This is a genomic window from Sphingomonas qomolangmaensis (genome assembly GCF_024496245.1).
Lineage (GTDB): Bacteria > Pseudomonadota > Alphaproteobacteria > Sphingomonadales > Sphingomonadaceae > Sphingomonas > Sphingomonas qomolangmaensis.
Genome location: NZ_CP101740.1, coordinates 998,779 through 1,018,899, shown reverse-complemented (window position 1 = coordinate 1,018,899; position 20,121 = coordinate 998,779). Strand labels below are relative to the sequence as shown.

The following is a 20,121-nucleotide window of genomic DNA, read 5'->3' as shown; positions in this document are numbered from 1 at the left end:
CAACAGGGTAACAGCCCAAACCCGACATTCAACTATCGGAGAGAATGCCTTGCCCCAAGACCCGCTCGTCGCGCTCGATCCCGCCTGGCCCAAGATGTCGCTGGCGCAGGTCGAGGCGCTGCTGACCGCGCCGGGGCAGCGATTCGAATATGAGACCGTCGATATTCGCGGCGTGCCGACGCGGGTGTGGAAGCAGGCCCCAGCGAGCCTGGCGCTGCTCACGATGTTCTCGCGCAGCCATGGCGCGCGCGAGTTCCTGATCCACGAGGACGAGCGGATCACCTACGACGCGCATTTCCGCGGCGTCGCGCATCTGGCGCACAAATTGGTGGGGATGGGGATCGGCCGCGGCGACCGGGTCGCGCTGGCGATGCGCAACCTGCCCGAATGGACCCAGGTCTTCTTCGCGGTGACCGCAATCGGCGCAGTCGCGGTGCCGCTCAACGCGTGGTGGACCGGCGGCGAGCTCGAATATGGCGTCAATGATTCGGGCGCCAAGCTGCTGATCGTCGATGGCGAGCGGCATTTGCGGCTCGCGTCGCATTACCCCGCGATGCCCGCGGTCGAGCGGGTGCTGGTCACCCGCGCCAAGGCGCCGCTCGAAGGGAAAGCCGAGCCGTTCGAGGCGCTGGTGGGTGTGCCGACCGACTGGGCGACGCTCGGCGAGCTCGCGCTGCCCGAGATCGCGATGACGATCCAGCCCGACGACGACGTCGCGATCTTCTATACCAGCGGCACCACCGGTCACCCCAAGGGTGCGATCGGCACCCACCGCAACATGCTGTCGAACATCTTCACCGCGGGCTACGCCACGGCGCGGATGATGCTCCGCAGGGGCGAGATGCCGCCGCCCGCGCCCGAGCCCAAGACCAGCCTGATCGTCATCCCCTTTTTCCACGTGACCGCCTGCAGCGCGTTCCTGATGGGCAATGTCGCGGCCGGGGGAACGATCGTCCTGATGCGCAAATGGGACACGATCGAAGCGTATAAGCTGATCGAGCGCGAGCGTATCCATGCCACCGGCGGGGTGCCGACGATCGCGTGGCAATTGCTCGAACATCCCGATCGCGCGCATTATGACCTGTCGAGCCTCGAGACGATTTCCTATGGCGGTGCCCCCTCGGCACCCGAATTGGTGCGGCGGATCTACGAAGAGTTTGGCGCGCTGCCGGGCAATGGCTGGGGCATGACCGAGACGATGGCGACGGTGACCAGCCACCAGGGCGAGGATTATCTCAACCGTCCCGACAGCTGCGGGCCGCCAGTGCCCGTCGCCGAGCTCAAGATCATGGCGCCCGATGGCGAGACCGAGCTCGGGGTCGGCGAGGTCGGCGAATTATGGGCGCGGGGGCCGATGATCGTGAAGGGCTATTGGGAGAAGCCCGAGGCAACCGCCGAAACCTTCATCGATGGCTGGGTGCGCACCGGCGACCTGGCGAAGCTCGACGACGAAGGCTTTTGCTACATCGTCGATCGCGCCAAGGACATCATCATCCGCGGCGGCGAAAATATCTATTCGATCGAGGTCGAGAACGTCCTCTACGCGCACCCCGCGGTGACCGACGCGGCGTTGGTGGGGGTGCCGCACCGCATCCTGGGCGAGGAGCCCGCCGCGGTGGTGCATCTGTGCCCCGGCTGCGAGGCGAGCGAGGCAGAATTACAGGCCTGGGTCGGGAAGCATCTGGCGGGATTCAAGGTGCCGGTGGCGGTGAAGTTCGTCGATTCGGTGTTGCCGCGCAACGCCAACGGCAAGATCCTGAAGAAGGAACTGCGCGCGATGTTCGAGGGGGTCGAGGCTTAGGCCCTCGCTGCCGGTGTATGAATGACGCCATATATCGTTGAGATTGTTGTTCCTGCCGATGGTTAATTGGCAGATTGCTAACGCTCGCGCGATTTGTACCAATGCAAGACTGGGCGCCTAGGCCCGGCGAATAGCGTTCGTAACCGCGGTGCCAGCGCGTACCGTTAGGAATGCGTTTACCACTTCTCCCCGCGGCAATAGCGATCGGCACGATGCTGCTGTGCGTGCCAGCGGCGGCGCAGGGCGAACGGTTCCAGCAGCTGCGAGAACAGGACCTGCGCGTCGCGAGCGTCGCCTATCGGTTGGCGGTTTCGGGCAGCGCGCTGTGCCCCGCGGCGACCGAGCCGCAATCGGGGGTCGTGCTGCACAGCCTGACGCAATATGCCGCAGGCGACCGCGCGGCGGCGGCCGAGCATCTGGGGCTGGGCGATGGCGTGACGGTGTTGGGGGTGGTCGCGGGAAGCGCTGCCGATCGCGCCGGGCTGTCGGCGAAGGACGTGGTGCTGTCGATCGGCGGGGCCGTGCTGGCGGACGCTACGCCGAGTGGCGCGGCGAGGCTGCTGGCCGATGCGCTTGCGCAGGGCGCGACGACGATCGTCGTCGCGCGCGGCGGCGGCAATCGCGAGCTTCGCCTTGTCGCCGAGCGTGGTTGCCCGACGCGCGCCGAACTGCTCACCGATGCCGGGGTCAATGCCTGGGCCGATGGCGAGCGGGTTATGTTGACGACCGGCATCGTCGCCGAGACGCAGACCGACGACGAGCTGGCGATCGTGATCGCGCACGAGATGGCGCATAATATCCTGCGCCACCGCAGCCAGCTGGGGGCGAGCGCGGCGCAAAGCGCGCTGCTGCCGGGTGCCGGATCGCCGGCGGCGATGCAGGCGGCGCGCGAGACCGAGGAGCAGGCCGACCGGTTCGCGGTCGGGATCGCGGGGGCGGCGGGCTATGACCTGGCGCAGGCGGCGCCGTTCCTCGAACGGCTGCTGGTCAAGGCCGGCCTTGCACGGGCGGCGGCTGACACCCACCCAGCGGGCGACCGGCGGATCGCGTTGCTGACCGCCGCCGTCGCCGAAGCGACCGGGCAGTCGGTTCAGCGCTGAGGCACGGCGCGCATCGCGGGGAAGACCTCGGCCAGGTCCCGCGTCTCGGGCAGGATATAGACGATGCCCACGGTGCCCGCGAAGGCCGGCGCGACGACGCCGTCGTAGAACGCCTCGGGCACGTTGATGCAGCCATAGGATATCCGGTTGTCGGCAGCAGTCGGGCTCGCGAGCCGCTGGCGGCGGCGGTCCTTTGCCTTGCCGTCGATCACGCGATGGAGCGACAGCGCCTTGTCGTAATCGATCCAGAGAATATCCTGATCGAGATCGTGGCCGAGCGCTGCCTGGTACCGGCCTGCGGGAGTGGTGCGCTCGTGCGGCAGGATCGCCGTAAGGCGGCGCTGCCCGATGCCAGGCGCCGAATCGTCGCCGACCGCCGAGCCGAGCAAGGCCGCGGCTGCTCCCGTGACGCTGCCGTCGCGTGCGAAGACGAAGACGCGCGCGGCGGTCTTGTCGATGATTGCGAAGGGCAGGTTCTGGTGGTCGCGCGAGGCGACCACCCAGTCGGCGAGCGTGCGCGCCTTGTCCGACGGTAGCTCGACCTTGAAGTCGGCGCGGCGCGCGGGTTCGCCGCCGGGATCGGCGCGCGCGGCGACCAGCGGCGAGGCGATGGCGGTCGCCAGCACCACCGCGATCGCCGCGCGTCGCATCGCCTTAATTGCGCGCCTGCTTGCGCGGATAGACCGGCACCGCGGGCGCGGGGAGGAAGGCGTTGCCGCTCGGGCGGGTGCCCGGCCGGCTGACCGGCGCCTGCTCGACCGCTGGCTGGGTCCAGGCGGTCTGCATCCGCGGCATCGTGACGCCGATACCGTTGACGCTCAACTGCGCGATCGCAGGTGCGGCGGGGACCAGCGGCCCCACCCCGGTGAGGACCGCGGTGTAGAGTGGCGGGATGACCACCGGGATGACCGCGACCGGCGGCACCGGGCTGGGGACAGGGACGACGGGAACCCCCGGGATCACCACCACCGGCGGGACGGTCCCCGGCGGCGCGATGACGACTGGCGGCACGATGACGGGCGGTACCACCACGACGGGCGGTACCACGGGGGGAACGACCGGCGGGACGACCGGCGGCGGCGTCACCACGGGCGGTACGACGGGAGGCACCACCGGCGGCGGCGGCACCACGGGTGGCACTACGGGCGGCGGTGGCACGACGGGTGGGACCACCGGCGGCGGCGGTACGACTGGGGGCGGCGGCGTCACGACCGGGGGAACCACGGGCGGCACCACGGGCTCTTCGGGCGGCGGCGGAGGGGGCGGCACGACGGGCGGCGGCGGCGGCACGACGGGGGGCACGACCACCGGCGGTTCTTCGGGCGGCGGCGGCGGCGGCGGAGGCGGTGGCACCACGACCGGCGGCGGGATCACCACCGGCGCGGGGGTGATCGTCCCGAAGGTTGCGAAGGTGGCGACGCAGCACGACCCCGCCAGCGCGTAGAGATTGGCGTTGGGACCGCCCAGCGTATAGCCGCTGAAGGTGATGCCGCCGCTCACGCCCACCGTCGGGTCGTTGAAGGTCGCCACCGCGTCGGGCCCGGCGACGAGCGTCACCCCGGTGGGCAGCCCCGCGCCGGTGGTGTTGAAGCCGTTGAGGACGGTGTTGGGGCTGCCGTCGTCGACCTTGTTGCCGTTGGGGAACACCAGCATCCGCTGCGTCAGCGTCGCGCCTTCGGTGAGGACGAAGCGATTGGCGAAGTCGGTCGGCGCGGCGTACGAGATCGGGTTGTAGTTGAGCGTGACCGGCGCGACGGTGACGGTCACCGGCGGCGCGAGGGGGGCGAAGATGATCGTGCCGAGGCCGGTGCCGTTGCCGCCGCTGATCAAGGTCAATCCGACGGGTAAACCAAGACTTTGCGCAGGGATCGTCGAACCGCGTGTGAGCGTCACCGCGGCTTCGATATGGACGTCGTTGCCCGAGCACAGCGCGATGTTGCCGTCGGTCGTGGTGATCGCACGGCGGACATGGACGTCGCGGCCGGCGTTGAGCAGCACGCTGCCATTGGTGGTGGTGACCGGCGCATCGACATTCACGTCGCGGCCGCAGCAGGCGACCAGATTGCCGTTGGTCGCGGTGATCGCCGCGTTGATGTTGACGTCGCGAAAGGCGTTGAGCGTCAGCGTCGTCGGCGCGCCCGATGCGCTCCAGGCGACCGCGTCGTTGACGAAGATGTCGCCATTGCCGCCGGTGGTGTCGGGCACCATCGTGCTGATCGTCACGCTGCTGGTGACCAGCTGCGCGGACAGCGTCGCGCCCGAGATGTTGCCCCCGGTCGCGGCGATGATGAAATCGGCGGGATCGATCAGCCAGGTGCCCGTCTTCCCCGCCGGCGCTGCGGTAGTGACGCGGACGCCGTCGGCGATATTGACGCGCGCCGCCGAGGTTTCGATGAAGCCGCCGTTGCCGCCGGTCGGGGCGCTGGCATCGAGCACCCCCGCGACATTGGCGGTACCGCTCTGCATGTCGCCGAGCAGCACGATCCGCCCGTTGCGGCTGCCGAGCGTGCGCGCTTCGATCACCCCGGTGTTGTTGACCACGGTGCGCAGCAGCTGGCCCGCCGCCTGCGCGGTGAGCATCACCCGGCCGCCATCGGCGCGGATCAGCCCGCCATTTTCGACCAATGCGTCGATCGCGCCGCGATCGACGGTGACGTTGAGCAGCCCGTCGCCCGCGACGTCGAGCGTCACGCCCTGGCCCGCGGCAAGCGCCACGCTGCCCAGCCGCGCGACGATCGTCCCCTGGTTGCTGACGCTCGCGCCGAGCAGGGCGACATAGCCGCCGTCGCGCGCGGTGATCGTGCCGCGGTTGAGCACCGCAGCACCGCTCGCGCCCGCGAAATTATAGCGCCCCGCCATGAAATCGGCGTTGGCGATGTCGAGCGTCGAGGCGACGAAGCCGCCGACATTGACCTGCGCGCCCTGGCCGAACAGCACGCCGTTGGCGTTGACCAGGAAGACCTTGCCGTTGGCCGACAGGTTGCCGAGGATCGCCGAGGGGTCGGTGCCGGTGACGCGGTTGAGCGCGACCGCGTTGGCATTGGGCTGGTTGAAGCGAACGCTGTTGCCCGCGCCGATGTTGAAGCTCGACCAATCGATCGCGGTGGCGGCGCTCGACTGGTCGACGGTGACCGATCGCGCGCCGGTCGAGATCTTCGCGGCGCCTGCGACCACGGTGCCGCCGGTCGGCAGCGTCTGCGCCCAGGCGGTGCCAGCAAAGGCGAGCGCGCCGGTGGTCAGCGCGATACGTGCGAGCCCTACCAAGGCGGTGGAGCAGGAGAGGCTGGTGCGGGTGCGGTGGATGTTCATGCTGACGGTCCTAGGCTTTGAGGTGGCGGTGCGCCGCGGATGCGACGCTGCCGTCAGAAGAGTTTGACGATCTGGAACCAGAAGCGCCCCGCGCGGTCGGGGCCCGAAGTGACCCGCTGGTCGCCGAGCCGATGGGCATAGGTGCCGCGCAGGATCAGTCCGCCGGGCAGCCCGGCGCTCAGTCCCGCACCGATCCCGCTGCGGCTGCTGCGATTGGGGCCGGCAAAATACGGGTCGTGCGCGAAATCGACGACGCCGGCGTCGATGAAACCGAACGCCTGGAGATCGACGGCGTCGAACGCGATCAGGTCGCTGAGGCCGAGCCGCGCTTCGGCGGTGACGATCACCCCCTGGTCGCCGAACGCCTCACCCTCGGGATAGGCGCGGACGCCGTAAGCGCCGCCCAACTGCATCTTTTCCGAGGTGTCGAGATTGTCGAAGGCATATTGGCCGCGCACCGAGGTATAGAGCGACAGCGGACCCGAGATCGTCTGCAGCCGCGCGGCGGCGAAATCGAGTTTGCCGAACCCGCCCTGGGTGCGCCCCGCGCGACCGTCGATCGCCCGTTCGTCGGCGTTGAGGATGTTGAGGTCGCCATAGCTCAGCCGCGCCGAGACCGAGCTGATGCCGCCGCCGGCGAAATCGTCGCGGCCATCGGCATCGATGCCGAGCGAGGCGATCCGGCTGTTGCGGTTCGACTGGGTCGAGACGAGCCCGATCCGGTCTTCGAACCACTTGGCGTCGAGCGCGCCGGTCAGATAGACGTTGAGGTCGCGCGACCGGATCACTGGATAGCGTGCGTAGAGGCTCGCGATGTCGGCGGCGCCATCGGCATCGAGCCGTTCGAATTCGCGGCCGAGCTCGTAGCGGATATGCGCATAGGATGCGCCGAGCGTCAGGTCGCCGACGGGAAGCTGATACGCCAGCCGCCCATACGCCAGCCCGCCGCTCGAGGCGAGGATGCGCGCGCTGAGCAGGTCGCCGATCCCGAGCGGATTGGCGAGATTGATCGTGCCGCCGCCGCGATATTCGCCGGTGTAGCGATTGCCGGCATTATCGGCCTCGATGCTGCCGCTGATGCTGCGCCCCGGGGTGACGTCAACGAGCAGGTCGGAGGTGCCGACCGCGGTACCGGGGCTGAGCGTCGATCGCACGCCGACCCCGGGCAGGTCGGAAAGCAGTAGCAGCCGCCTCTCGAGCGGCGCGCCGGTGACGATGTCGCCGCTGTTCAGGCCACGGAGCCGACTTTGCACCACCCCGTCGGACACCCGGCTGGTGTTGTTGACGTCGATCTTGCCATATTGGCCCTCGATCACCGCGACGGTGACGGTGCCCGACTGGACGTCCTGTTCGGGGATATAGGCCTGGGCGAGGAAATAGCCGCGCGCCTGGTAATAGGCCGAGATGCGCCCTGCGACGCTGCGCATCTCGCCCAGCGTCAGCGTGCTGCCCGGAACGAAGCCGCTCGCCGCGAGCAAGGTTTCGGGCGGAAACAGCGTCGCACCGGTGATGCGCAGCGCGTCGATCCGGATCGCCTCGCCCGAAACCTCGGGCTGCGGCGCGGGCACGCGCGGCTGGAGATCGATGTCGGGGGTCGCCTTGGGGATCAGCGGCGCAGGGGGGATCTGCTGGAGCTGCTGACCCGCGCCGATCGACTGCGCGATCGCAGCGGTCGAACAAGTCATCAACGCAACGCATACTATTCCGAATTTCAACAAGACTGCCTCGACATTCGGCCGCACAAGATAAAGCCCGCACCCGCCCGCAGCTGGGAGGGGGTAGGGGCGCAGTCCTTAGCCTGGCTGAACACCGCCGATGGTCGGATTGCCCCTTCGGGCTATGCGCTATCCAATAACAACTGGTTTATATTGGTGTCGTCGGCAAGTAACCTTGCCTGGGTTGCTATCCGCCTTGCAAGTAAAGCGCCGCGACAATGTCGAACATTATCAACAGTTTCGTTGATGACCGAAGTAGGGGGCGGGGTTGGGGGTGGGCGCCAAGTATATTTTCATGCGCTCGGCGGGGTGCCCGGCCAGAGCCGGTCCGCGCTCGACTGCCGACTCGCGAAGGCAGGCCGATACTGCACGGGGGCGAGCGATCGGATCGGAGATTCCCGCGTTCAGCCAAGCGCCGCGCGGCGGCTGCTTCAGGCTACCGCGGCGTAGACGGCGTCGGGCAGCGTGACCGCGGGCAGCTCGCGAAAACCGGGCCGCGCGAGCAGATAGCCCTGGATGTAGCGGATACCCAGGGCGCGGATTGCGGCGTATTCGGCCGGAGTCTCGACCCCCTCGGCGATCACGGTGATATCGAGCGAGGCGGCGATGCGCACGACACCCTCGACGATTAACCGGCGCGGCACGCTGGCGTCGAGATTGCGGATCAGTTCCATGTCGAGCTTGATGATATCGGTCTGGAATTTGGCGAGCAGCGCCAACCCGGCATGGCCCGCGCCGAAATCGTCGGTCGCGGTGGCGAAGCCCATCTTGCGATAACTTTCGACGATATGCTGGACATGGTCGGTGTCGGTCATCTCCTCGCCCTCGGTGAACTCGAAGATCAGCCGTTCGGGTGGAAAGCCCGTAGCCGCGGCGGTTTCGAGCGTGAGCTGGATGCAGGCCGCGGGAGAATAGACGGCGTTGGGGAGAAAATTGATCGAAAGCCGCGCGTCGGTGTCGAGAATGCCCGCGGCGACCGCGCCTTCGATCGCGGCGACCCGGCATTGCTGGTCGAACGAATAGCGGTTTTCGTCGGTGACGCGCGCCAGCACCTCGGCAGCGCCCGCGCCGTCGGTACCGCGCACTAGCGCCTCATAGGCGAACACGTCGCCGGTCTGCGCATCAACGATCGGCTGGAACGCCATGGCAAGGTCCATGGTATGGCGTTCCGATTTGCAACCCTGACAACCAGCCGGCACGCTCTGTCCTCTCTGTGGGTGCTCGTGTTTAGGGGGCGAAAGCTAACGAGCCGTGAAATTGGCGCGTTGTTTGGCAAAGGTTCGGTTAGTCATGTCACCAACCGAGGCCGCTTGATAGAGGCAGTTCAACGCCGCGCGCGGTTGGCGGCGGCGATGTGATCGACCACCGATACGTGCAGCGGGCGATCGAAGCTGACCCCGATCTCGCCGGGCTTCACCCAGCGAACGTCGCATTTGATCGCCTGCAGCTTGTCGATCGTCACATAGATCGCCTGGCCGACCTGGAACTGGCGGAACGTGGCGATCCGTGCGCCGCTCGCCGAGATATCGAGCAGCTCGACCGAGTGCTGCCCCTGATAGGGTTCGGAAATACGGCCCTGTGCCGACAGCGAGAGTCGGCAATGGGCGCGCTGTTCGCTCGGTTCGTCTGCGGTGTTGCGCATGGTGCGCTCCTTCGCGGGAATACGCGGCGTACGAAAACGCACCGTAGCGCGGAAAGATCACCGAAAGCTTAGCGGCGCGGCTCGATCACCTGCCGCATCGCGATGCGCCAGCCGTCGAGTCGTGCCTGGCGCACATCCTCGTCGAGCGCGGGGGTGAAGGTTTCGACACGGCCACGCATCGCCGCGGCTTCGACGAGCGTCGCGAACCAGCCGCAGCCGACGCCGGCAAGCATCGCTGCACCCAGCGCAGTGGTTTCGGTGAAGCCCGGCCGCTCGACCGGCAGCCCGAGCATGTCGGCCAGATCCTGCGCCATCCAGTCGTTCGCCACCATGCCGCCATCGATCCGCAGCGTCGCCCAATCGGCGCCGTCGGCGGCGAAGGCGGTTTTCAGGTCGTGGCTCTGGTGCGCCATCGCCTCGAGCGCGGCGCGCACCAGATGCGCGCGGCCGGTGGCGAAGCTGAGCCCGGTGATCGCGGCGCGCGCGGCGGGCTCCCACCATGGCGCGCCGATGCCTGCGAGCGCGGGCACGAGGTAGACGCCGCCATTGTCGGGCACCGATCGCGCTAGCGCTTCGGTTTCGTCGGCGCTTGCGATGATCTGGAGCGAATCGCGCAGCCACTGGATCAGGCTGCCCGCGACGAACACCGATCCTTCGAGCGCATAGGTCCGCCGGCCGCCGAGCTGCCACCCGACGGTGGCGAGCAGCCGGTGGCGCGAGGTGGGCGGGGTGTGGCCGCAATTGGCGAGCACGAAGGCGCCGGTGCCGAAGGTCGCCTTGCTCTGGCCGGGGGTGAGGCAGGCCTGGCCGATCGTCGCAGCCTGCTGGTCGCCCGCCATGCCGCAGATCGCGATCAGCCCGCCCAACAGGCTCGTTTCGGCGAGCTGACCGGCGTTGTCGACGATGCGCGGCAGCGCGGCGCGCGGCACGCCGAACAGGTCGATCAGCCCGTCGTCCCAGCTGCCGCTGCCCAGCGCCATCAACAAGGTGCGCGAGGCGTTGGTGGCGTCGGTGATATGCTCGCCATGGGTGAGCTTCCACACCAGCCAGCTCTCGACCGTCCCGATCGCCAGCCGCTCCCCCGCCGCGCGCAGTTGCGGCCAATGCTCGAGCGCCCAGGCGATCTTGGTGCCCGAGAAATAGGGATCGAGCAGCAGCCCGGTCCGCGCCTGGACGCCGGGCTCCTCGCCCGCCTCGCGCCAGGTGCGGCACATCGCCGCGGTGCGGCGGTCCTGCCAGACGATCGCAGGCGCCAATGGTTCGCCGGTGTCGCGGTCCCAGAACACGATCGTCTCACGCTGGTTGGCGATGCCGATCGCGGCGATCCGATCGGGGCCACCGGCGCGCTCGACCATCGCTCGGGCTACGCCGAGCGAGCGCTGCCAGATTTCATCGGCGTCGTGCTCGACATGGCCGGGCCGGGGATAATGCTGGGTGATGTCGGCGGCGGTGGCGGCGTGGCAACCGCCGTCGCGCGCGAACAGCATCGCGCGGGTCGAGGTGGTGCCGGCGTCGATGACGAGGATGTAGTCGGACATCGGGGGAGGCTAGCGGTACGGGCGGCGGCGGCCAATGGTATTGGCAAAACCACAACCGTTCGTCCTGAGTAGCCACTGAGCGAAGGCGAAGGGGCGTATCGAAGGATCGCTCGCTTGGGGCAATGTCCTTCGATACGGGTCTTCGCCAAGCTCAGCACCTACTCAGGACGAACGGGGTGGGGGAAATCCCTTCCGCAATCGAACCAGGATTACACGTCCCCGCAATCGCGCTAGGGTTGCCGGGTGAACAATCTTTCCCCGCCCGCCGAACCCGCTTTTGCGGAACAGCCGACCGACCCCGTCGCGGTCCCCGGCACCCTCGCTGTTGCAGCCGCCGAAGAAGAGGTACCCGACGAACCGATGCGGCGCGACCGGTTGCTCGCCGCGCTCACGCTGATGGCGGGGGTGGGGTTGTTCCTGGCGATTCCCTTCGCGCTCAAGGCAGGGTCCGAATTCTTCATGCCGCTCACCGCAGCGATCGTGATCGCGATCGCGCTGGTGCCGTTGCTCGAATGGCTCGAGCGCCGACGGGTGCCCGCGCCGCTGGCGTCGCTGACCTGCGTCATCCTGTTCCTGGGGGTCGCCAATGGCGCGCTCGCCTCGATCGTCGTGCCGGCTTGGCAATGGGTGCGGATCCTGCCCGAGCGGATCGAGCAGATTCAGTCGAACATCGCGCCGCTGATCGATTTCTATTCGAACGCCGAGCGCTTCGTGAACCGGACGATCGAGAATTTCGCGACCGCGCCGGCGCGCAAGACCGCCGAGGTGACCACCGCCGCGCCGCCGACCGGGCTGCTCGACCTGGTCGGCACCTCGGCGCCCTCGGCGATCATCGAGATGTTCTTCGCGATCCTGGTGATCTATTTCTTCCTGAGCGGCTGGACGCGGCTGCGGCGCAACGCGATCACCAGCCGGACGAGCTTCGGCGGCGCGATCGCCACCGCGCGGGTGATCCAGGACGTGGTCGACGACACCTCGGCCTATCTGGGGACGATCACCGTCATCAACCTGCTGCTCGGGCTGATCGTCGCCGCCGCGCTGTACGTCATCGGCATGCCGACGCCGTTGATGTGGGGCGGGATCGTCGCGCTGCTCAACTACATCCCCTATTTCGGGCCGGTGATGGCGGCGCTGCTGCTCGCGCTGGGCGGACTAATGACCTATGACGATATCTGGCTGGCATCGCTGCCCGCGATCATCATGGTCGGCGCGCATCTGATCGAGGCGAATGCGATCACCCCGCTGATCGTTGGCCACCGGCTGACGATCAACCCCATCATGATCCTGGTGTCCTTGAGCTTCTGGGGCTGGGTGTGGGGCACTACCGGTGCGCTGCTGGCGGTGCCGCTGCTGATCATCATCCAGACCGTCCTCAAGGCCGCGGGCAAGCCCGACATCGCCGGTTTCCTGTTCGAACACGGCACGCTGGTGAAGGAGCCGCCGCGTTCATCCACAGCCTTTGTGCAAAAGCGCGAGCAATCGAGTTGACACCCCTGCGAGGCCCGGTTAGACGCGCCTCCTCACCGAGCAAGCGGGTGTAGCTCAGTTGGTTAGAGTGCCGGCCTGTCACGCCGGAGGTCGCGGGTTCGAGCCCCGTCACTCGCGCCACTCGGTGAGCATTTATCGAAGCCCGGCCCTCGCAAGAGGGTCGGGCTTCCGTCGTTTCGGGCGGGTTGCACGCCGGCGAAATAGCGCGAACATCGCGCGGCGATCATCGGCGCGCTTCGGATCGGCCGGGCAGGGGAGGGCGTGACCATGGCATCCGACGCGCGATCGACCGCGATGCTGCCGCTGGCGGGCGTCGAGCTTGGCGGCACCAAATGCATCGTGACGCTGGCGCACGGCCCTGGCGTGATTCTCGACCAGCATCACGTGGCCACGACGCTGCCCGCCGAGACGCTGCCGGCGATCGTCGCGGTGCTCGAGGGGTGGCACCGGACGCAGGGCTTTGGCGCGCTTGGAATCGCATCGTTCGGGCCGCTGGGGCTCGATCCGCGATCGTCGCGGTATGGGCAGATCCTCAACACCCCCAAGCCCGGCTGGTCGGGCGCCGATGTGCTGGGGGTGCTGACCTCGCGCTTCGACGTGCCGACCGGGCTCGATACCGACGTCAACGGCGCCGCGCTCGCCGAAATCCGTTGGGGGTGTGCGCAGGGCTTGGGCGATTTTGCCTATGTGACGGTAGGGACGGGGATCGGGGTCGGGCTGATCGTTCACGGCCGGCCAACACGCGGGATCGGGCATAGCGAGATCGGCCATGTGCGGCTGCCGCGAACGCCTGGCGACCGGCTCCCGAGCGTCTGCGCTTTCCATCCCGATTGCGTCGAGGGGCTGGCATCGGGCACTGCGCTTCGCGCGCGGCTGGGCGGTCGTGCGCTGCGCGACGTCGCGCCCGATGATGCTGTGTGGGTGCCGATGGTCGATGCGATCGCGGCGATGTGCCACGCACTGCTCTGCACCACCGGCCCGCGCCGGATCGCGATCGGCGGGGGGGTGGTTTCGGGCCAGCCGCATCTGCTGGCGCGGATCGAGGCAGCGCTGCGGTCAAGCCTGAACGGCTATCTCGAGCTGCCGGACGAGCCCATGGTGGTCGCGCCGGCGTTGGGCGCTGACGCCGGGCCGCTCGGATCGATCGAACTCGCCGCCCGTGCGTTGGAGACGCCGCGTTTCGCCGAACAGGAATTTCGTTCAGTTTAGTCGGAACGTGTTCGACCGGCGGTTGGTTACCCTTGTATCCAGCCCTACCGGAGATTGCCCTTGCTGTTACGAACGACCTGCATCCTTTCTGCCCCTTCGGACGCTAGTGCGGAGGTCGATCGAATAGATGTAGGCGCGTTGACGGCAGGAGCCGCGGCAGGATTCGGCGCGTTGCTTTGGCCGACGCAGGGGGCTTTCGGCGCCGACAGTGGCCTGCCCGTGGGGTTGCAGCGCCGGTGCGCAGATGCCGGACTGGCACTGCTGCTCGATATCGACCTGGCGCGGTTTCCGATCGAGCATCCTTTGGTGGCGCAGCACCCGGCGTTTTTCGCATTGCGGCGGAGCACCGGCCGCGAGGGGCCGGTCGATCCGCGCGTTTCGATGCCAGCTTCGGGCGAAGCGCGGGCGCGGCTGCGGGCCGAGGGCGCGATCGATGCGTTGCTGCCGGCGATCGCCGACCGGCTGATCGAGCTGCTCGATGTCGGCGCGCGGGGGTTTCGCTTTATCGATGCCGACCGGATCGCGCCCGAATTTCTGACCGCGCTGGTTGCGCAATTGCGGGGGCACAAGCCCGACGTGATGACGATCGCACGGGCCGCGGCTGGCCCGCAGGCGCTGGTGAACACCGGGCTCGACGGCGTGGTGTCGTCGTTCGGCGCTTGTGATCTTCGAGCGTCCCGGTTGGTCGAGGAGCGGCAGGGTTCGGCTGCGGCGCTGATTGCCGAGCCATCACCGGGGCAGCTCGCCGACGCGGATATCGCGCGCAGCCTCAACGCCGCCGCCGCGCTGTCGGACGGGCTTATCGTGCCGCTCGATATTCTGGCGCGCTGTCCCGACCTCGCCAAGCGCGCGGTCGATGTCGTTCGCCAGGCGGGGGCTTTCGCCGGCGAGATGCGACGGCTCAACGGCGCGGCGAGCGCGGTAGCCGCGTTCCTGCGCGCCGACACGAGCGACGTTCGTGATTGCGGCGCGGCGATGCTGGTTCTGATCAACATGACCGCCAAGACGCAGCCCGCGCCGGCGTCGTCCGACCTGCTGTCGGCAGCGGGGGCCGCCTTCGAGCGCTTCGGCGATGAAGCGTTCGTCGAACTGCAACCCGGGGAAGTACGAATGACAACCGCCGATCGCGCGAAGCCGATCCTGCTGAACTCCGCCGCCAATGGCGCGGCGGCGGCGGCGCAGACCGCTCGTCTGGTGATCGAGGATGTGTCGCCGATCGTCGAAGGCGGGTTTCCCGTCAAGCGCGTCGTCGGCGAGGCGATCACCGTCGACGCGACGGTCTTCGCCGACGGGCATGAACAGCTCGCGGTAGAACTGTTGTGGCGCGCGGCCGACGCCAGCGAATGGTCTGCGGTGCCGATGGCGGAACTGCCGAACCTGCGCTGGCAGGCGAGCTTCGCCACTACGCGGATGGGTCGGCATGAGTTCGTGATCGAGGCGTGGCTCGACCGCTTTGGTGGCTTCACGCGCGATTTCCGGAAGAAGCTTGACGCCGGGGTGGCGACATCGGTCGATCATGCCGAGGGGCGGCTGCTGGTCGAGCAGGCGCGCGACCGGTCGAAGGGGTCGCCCAAGAAGGAGCTGGGCAAGTTCGCCACCAGCCTGAAGCGCGACGATAATGCGGCGCTGCTGCTGTCGGACGAACTCGCCACGGCGATGGGGCGTGCCGATGAACGCCCGCACCGGTTGCGCTCGCCTGTCCAGCCGGTCGATGCCGAGCGGCTGACCGCGCGCTTTTCGAGCTGGTACGAACTGTTCCCGCGCTCGCAATCGACCGTGCCAGGGCAGCATGGCAGCTTCGACGATGTCATCCCGCGCGTGCCCGCGATCCGCGACATGGGGTTCGACACGCTGTATTTCCCGCCGATCCACCCGATCGGCACCGCCAACCGCAAGGGGCCGAACAACACGCTGACGCCTGCGCCTGGAGATCCGGGCAGCCCCTATGCGATCGGCGCGCCCGAGGGCGGGCATGACGCGATCCATCCCGAACTGGGCAGCCTCGAGGACTTCCTCCGGCTGGTAGATGCCGCGCGCGGTCACGGGCTCGAGATCGCGCTCGATTTCGCGATCCAGTGTTCGCCCGATCACCCGTGGCTCAAGGAGCATCCGGGCTGGTTCGCCTGGCGGCCCGACGGGTCGATGAAATACGCCGAGAATCCGCCCAAGAAATACCAGGATATCGTCAACGTCGAATTTTACGCCAAGGACGCGGTGCCTGGGCTGTGGACCGCGCTGCGCGACGTGGTGCTGCTGTGGATCGAGCGCGGGGTGAAGACCTTCCGCGTTGATAATCCGCACACCAAGACGCTGCCGTTCTGGGAGTGGATGATCGGCGATGTCCGCGCGCGGCATCCCGAGGCGATCTTCCTCGCCGAAGCCTTCACCAAGCCAGCGATGATGTACCGGCTGGCCAAGGTAGGCTTCTCGCAAAGCTACACCTATTTCACCTGGCGCGATGAGAAGGCCGAGCTGACCGACTACATCATCGAGCTGACGACGACGCCGCCCAAGGAATTCTACCGGCCGCATTTCTTCGTCAACACCCCCGACATCAACCCGCTGTTCCTGCAGACATCGGGGCGTCCGGGCTTCCGCATCCGCGCGGTGCTCGCGGCGACGCTGTCGGGGCTGTTCGGCGTCTATTCGGGGTTCGAGCTGTGCGAGGCCGCGCCGGTGCCGGGCAAGGAAGAATATCTCGATTCGGAGAAGTACGAGATTCGCCAGCGCGACTGGACCGCGCCTGGCAACATCATCGCCGACATCACGCTGCTCAACCGCCTGCGCCGCGCTTATCCAGCGCTGCAGACGCATCTGAACACGCGCTTCTATGCCGCGCACAACGAGCGGATCATTTACTACGCCAAGCCTGCGCCCGACGGCGCCGACATGATCCTGGTGATGGTCAGCCTCGATCCACACAACCCGCAGGAAGCCGATTTCGAGGTGCCTTTGTGGGAGTTCGGTCTGTCGGACACCGCGAGCATCGCGGTCGAAGACCTCGCCGAGGGCCATCGCTTCGACTGGCACGGCAAGACCCAGCACATCCGCCTCGATCCCGATCACCCCTATCGCATTTGGCGCATCGCGCCCGGAGAAACCGCATGACCGCGCTGAACCAGGATCCGCTCTGGTACAAGGACGCCGTCATCTATCAGGTGCACGTCAAGTCCTTCTACGATTCGAACGACGACGGCATCGGCGATTTCGCCGGGCTGATGGCGAAGCTCGATTACATCGCCGAATTGGGCGTCACCGCAATCTGGCTGCTGCCCTTCTACCCGAGCCCGCGCCGCGACGATGGCTATGACATCGGCGAATATCGCGAGGTCAGCCCCGATTACGGGACGATGGACGACGCGCGCGCCTTTATCGAGGCGGCGCACGCGCGTGGAATGCGCGTGATCACCGAATTGGTGATCAACCATACCTCGGACCAGCACCCCTGGTTCCAGGCGGCGCGCAAGGCCCCGCCAGGCAGCCCCGAGCGCGACTTCTATGTCTGGTCGGACACCGACAAGCTGTATTCGGGTACGCGGATCATCTTCTGCGACACCGAGAAGTCGAACTGGACCTGGGACGACGAGGCGCAGGCTTATTTCTGGCATCGCTTCTATTCGCACCAGCCCGACCTCAATTTCGACAATCCCAAGGTGCTCGAGGAAGTGCTGTCGGTGATGCATTTCTGGCTCGACGCCGGGGTCGATGGGCTGCGGCTCGATGCGATCCCCTATCTGATCGAGCGCGACGGCACCTCGAACGAGAATCTGCCCGAGACGCACGAAGTGCTGAAGAAAATCCGCGCCAATCTCGACGCGCATTATCCCGACCGGATGCTGCTGGCCGAGGCCAATATGTGGCCCGAGGATACCCAGCAATATTTCGGCGACACCAACGACCAGGGCTATGGCGACGAATGCCATATGTCGTTCCATTTCCCGCTGATGCCGCGGATGTACATGGCGGTGGCGCAGGAGGATCGATTCCCGATCACCGACATCATGCGCCAGACCCCCGATATTCCCGACAACTGCCAATGGGCGATCTTCCTGCGCAACCATGACGAGCTGACGCTCGAAATGGTGACCGATCAGGAGCGCGATTATTTGTGGAACACCTATGCCGCCGACAAGCGCGCGCGGATCAACCTGGGCATCCGTCGCCGCCTCGCGCCCTTGATGGAGCGCGATCGTCGTCGGATCGAGCTGATGAACGCGCTGCTGCTGACGATGCCGGGCACCCCGGTGCTGTATTATGGCGACGAGATCGGGATGGGCGACAACGTGTATCTCGGCGATCGCGACGGCGTTCGCACCCCGATGCAATGGTCGTCGGATCGCAATGGCGGCTTTTCGCGCGCCGACCCCGCCAGCCTGACGCTGCCGCCGATCATGGACCCGCTCTATGGCTATCAGGCGGTCAATGTCGAGGCGCAGGAGCGCGACCAGCATTCGATGCTCAACTGGGTCAAGCGGATGCTGGCGGTCCGACGCGAGCATCAGGCGTTCGGGCGCGGCACGCAGCGTTTCCTGCGGCCGGCCAACCGCAAGATCCTGGCGTATCTGCGCGACCTCAACGGCGAAGTGCTGCTGTGCGTGGCCAATCTGGGGCGCACCGCGCAGGCGGTCGAGCTCGACCTGCACGATTTCGTCGGGCGGACCCCGGTCGAGATGTCGGGCGGGGCGACCTTCCCGGCGATCGGCCAATTGCCCTATCTGCTGACGCTGCCGCCTTATGGCTTCCTGTGGTTCAAGCTGTCGGTCGACGAAGCCGCGCCCGAATGGTCGAGCGCCGCGCCGGGGGTCGATGTCGAGCGCTATACCTTCGTGCTTCGACCCGAATTGTCGGGGGTGACGCAGGGGCGCAACGCGCAGGTGCTCGAAGGCGAGATCCTGCCGAGTTATGTCGCGCATCGCCGCTGGTTCGGGGAGAAGGACGAGACGATCGGCCAGGTCCGAGTCGCGCGGACGATCGCGCTGCCGCAGGCGACCGATCTGGTGCTGTCGCTGATCGAGGTCAGCACCGGCGCGGGAACGCAGACCTATACGCTGCCGCTGGGCATCGCGTGGGAAGGCGAGCAGCACGGGCCGTTCGCCTCGAACTTGGCGATCGGCCGGGTGCGGCGCGAGCGGCGGGTGGGGCTGCTGACCGACGGGTTTGCGGTGGCCGAATTCGCCGAGGCGGTGATCGGCGCGCTCAAGCGCGGCGACAGCGTCGCGGTCGAGGGCGGCACGCTGCGCTTCGCCGGTAGCGACGCGCTCGACATCGAGCCCGATGCGGTGCCCGAATGGATCGGGGCTGAGCAATCGAACAGCACGATGGTGCTGGGCGAACGCGCGGTGCTCAAGCTGCTGCGCAAGGTGCAGCCGGGGATTCACCCCGATGCCGAGATGGTCCGCTATCTTGCGGCCAGCGGCTTCGAGAATGTGCCCGCGATCCTGGGCGAGGTCTGGCTCGACGAGGGCGAAGCATCGACCTTGCTGATGCTGGTCCAGCGCTTCGTCTATAATCAGGGCGATGGCTGGGCGTGGACGCTTGGCGTGCTCGACCGTCTGGCGACCGATGCCGACTGGAATTCGTCGAACTACGAGAATTTCGCGGCGAATATCGGGCGGCGGCTCGCGCAGATGCACGGCGTGCTGGCGGAACCGAGCGACGATGCCGCCTTTGCCCCCGAGGCGATGACGCTCGCCGATGCCGATAGCCTGTCGGGGCGGATCGAAGGTCAGGTCGACAAGGCGCTGGGGTCGCTGGCCACCGCGACGTTGGGCGAGAATGACGCCGAAGCCGCCGCCTATCTTCGCGACAATCGTTCGGCGCTGATGGAGCGGATCAAGGCAGTCGCGCGCCAGGCCGAAGGGCGCACGCGCACGCGCATTCATGGCGACCTGCATCTGGGGCAGATGCTGGTGACGGGCAGCGACGTGATGCTGATCGACTTCGAAGGCGAGCCGGTACGCTCGCTCGACGAGCGCCGCGCCAAGGATCTGCCCGAGCGCGACATCGCCGGCGTATTGCGCTCGTTCGACTATGCCGCCGCGGTCGCCGAACATGCACGCCCCGCGATGGCCGAGTCCGACGAGGCCCGCACCGATGCGCGCTACGATGCGTTCCGTCGCAGCGCCGCCGAGGCGTTCCTGCAAGGTTATCAGGGCGTGTCGGAAGCGATCGACGAACCGTTGCTCGATCTGATGGTGCTCGAGAAGGCGGCGTATGAAGTCGCCTATGAGGCGGCCAACCGGCCCGCCTGGATCGGCGTGCCGATCGCGGGACTTGCGCGCGCCGCGCGCGGCCTGTTGCAGGAGGGTGCATCGTGAGC

The 20,121-nt window shown here is 67.5% G+C and carries 12 protein-coding genes and 1 tRNA gene; 7 read left to right on the top strand and 6 right to left on the bottom strand.

What is annotated here, in order from left to right; genetic code table 11:
• Nucleotides 1–94: 94 nt before the first annotated feature.
• The gene (locus NMP03_RS04825) at nt 95–1,801 is read left to right on the top strand and encodes a class I adenylate-forming enzyme family protein (protein WP_256508012.1); all 1,707 of its coding nucleotides are present in this window, start codon (nt 95–97) and stop codon (nt 1,799–1,801) included.
• Between the two features lie 170 nt (nt 1,802–1,971).
• Nucleotides 1,972–2,901: a M48 family metalloprotease gene (locus tag NMP03_RS04820; RefSeq protein ID WP_256507389.1), complete on the top strand. Its 930-nt coding sequence runs from the start codon at nt 1,972–1,974 to the stop codon at nt 2,899–2,901.
• On the opposite strand, the gene NMP03_RS04815 is transcribed toward NMP03_RS04820, so the two are convergent.
• The 6 genes from NMP03_RS04815 to NMP03_RS04790 all read right to left on the bottom strand — a co-directional run bounded on the left by NMP03_RS04815 (nt 2,892) and on the right by NMP03_RS04790 (nt 11,105).
• Nucleotides 2,892–3,551, bottom strand: a complete 660-nt coding sequence (locus tag NMP03_RS04815; protein WP_256507388.1) for a L,D-transpeptidase — start codon at nt 3,549–3,551, stop codon at nt 2,892–2,894. The genes NMP03_RS04820 and NMP03_RS04815 overlap by 10 nt on opposite strands.
• Before the next feature lie 4 nt (nt 3,552–3,555).
• Entirely contained in the window at nt 3,556–6,210 is a 2,655-nt protein-coding gene (locus tag NMP03_RS04810; protein ID WP_256507387.1) for a two-partner secretion domain-containing protein, read from the bottom strand.
• Between the two features lie 53 nt (nt 6,211–6,263).
• Entirely contained in the window at nt 6,264–7,895 is a 1,632-nt protein-coding gene (locus NMP03_RS04805; RefSeq protein ID WP_256507386.1) for a ShlB/FhaC/HecB family hemolysin secretion/activation protein, read from the bottom strand.
• A gap of 461 nt (nt 7,896–8,356) precedes the next feature.
• Entirely contained in the window at nt 8,357–9,082 is a 726-nt protein-coding gene (locus NMP03_RS04800; RefSeq protein WP_455153313.1) for an EAL domain-containing protein, read from the bottom strand.
• A 167-nt stretch (nt 9,083–9,249) separates the two neighbouring features.
• Nucleotides 9,250–9,567 (bottom strand): PilZ domain-containing protein, encoded by a 318-nt coding sequence (locus NMP03_RS04795; RefSeq protein ID WP_256507385.1) that lies wholly within the window; start codon nt 9,565–9,567, stop codon nt 9,250–9,252.
• Between the two features lie 68 nt (nt 9,568–9,635).
• Complete coding sequence (locus NMP03_RS04790) at nt 9,636–11,105, bottom strand: glycerol kinase (protein WP_256507384.1); 1,470 nt, start codon at nt 11,103–11,105, stop codon at nt 9,636–9,638.
• A 243-nt stretch (nt 11,106–11,348) separates the two neighbouring features.
• Between NMP03_RS04790 and NMP03_RS04785 the strand changes: the two genes are divergently transcribed.
• From NMP03_RS04785 to treS, 5 genes are all read left to right on the top strand, one after another.
• Nucleotides 11,349–12,593 carry an AI-2E family transporter gene (locus tag NMP03_RS04785; RefSeq protein ID WP_256507383.1) on the top strand — a complete coding sequence of 415 codons (1,245 nt, stop codon included), beginning with the start codon at nt 11,349–11,351 and terminating at the stop codon, nt 12,591–12,593.
• A 43-nt stretch (nt 12,594–12,636) separates the two neighbouring features.
• A tRNA-Asp gene (locus NMP03_RS04780) sits at nt 12,637–12,713 on the top strand.
• A 147-nt stretch (nt 12,714–12,860) separates the two neighbouring features.
• Nucleotides 12,861–13,802, top strand: coding sequence for an ROK family protein (locus tag NMP03_RS04775; protein WP_256508010.1), 942 nt, complete (start codon nt 12,861–12,863; stop codon nt 13,800–13,802).
• Between the two features lie 138 nt (nt 13,803–13,940).
• Entirely contained in the window at nt 13,941–16,910 is a 2,970-nt protein-coding gene (locus NMP03_RS04770; RefSeq protein WP_256507382.1) for an alpha-1,4-glucan--maltose-1-phosphate maltosyltransferase, read from the top strand.
• On the top strand, nt 16,907–20,119 hold the full coding sequence (gene treS, locus NMP03_RS04765; RefSeq protein ID WP_256507381.1) for a maltose alpha-D-glucosyltransferase: 3,213 nt from the start codon (nt 16,907–16,909) through the stop codon (nt 20,117–20,119). Before NMP03_RS04770 ends, treS begins: the two co-directional genes overlap by 4 nt.
• Nucleotides 20,120–20,121: the final 2 nt, after the last annotated feature.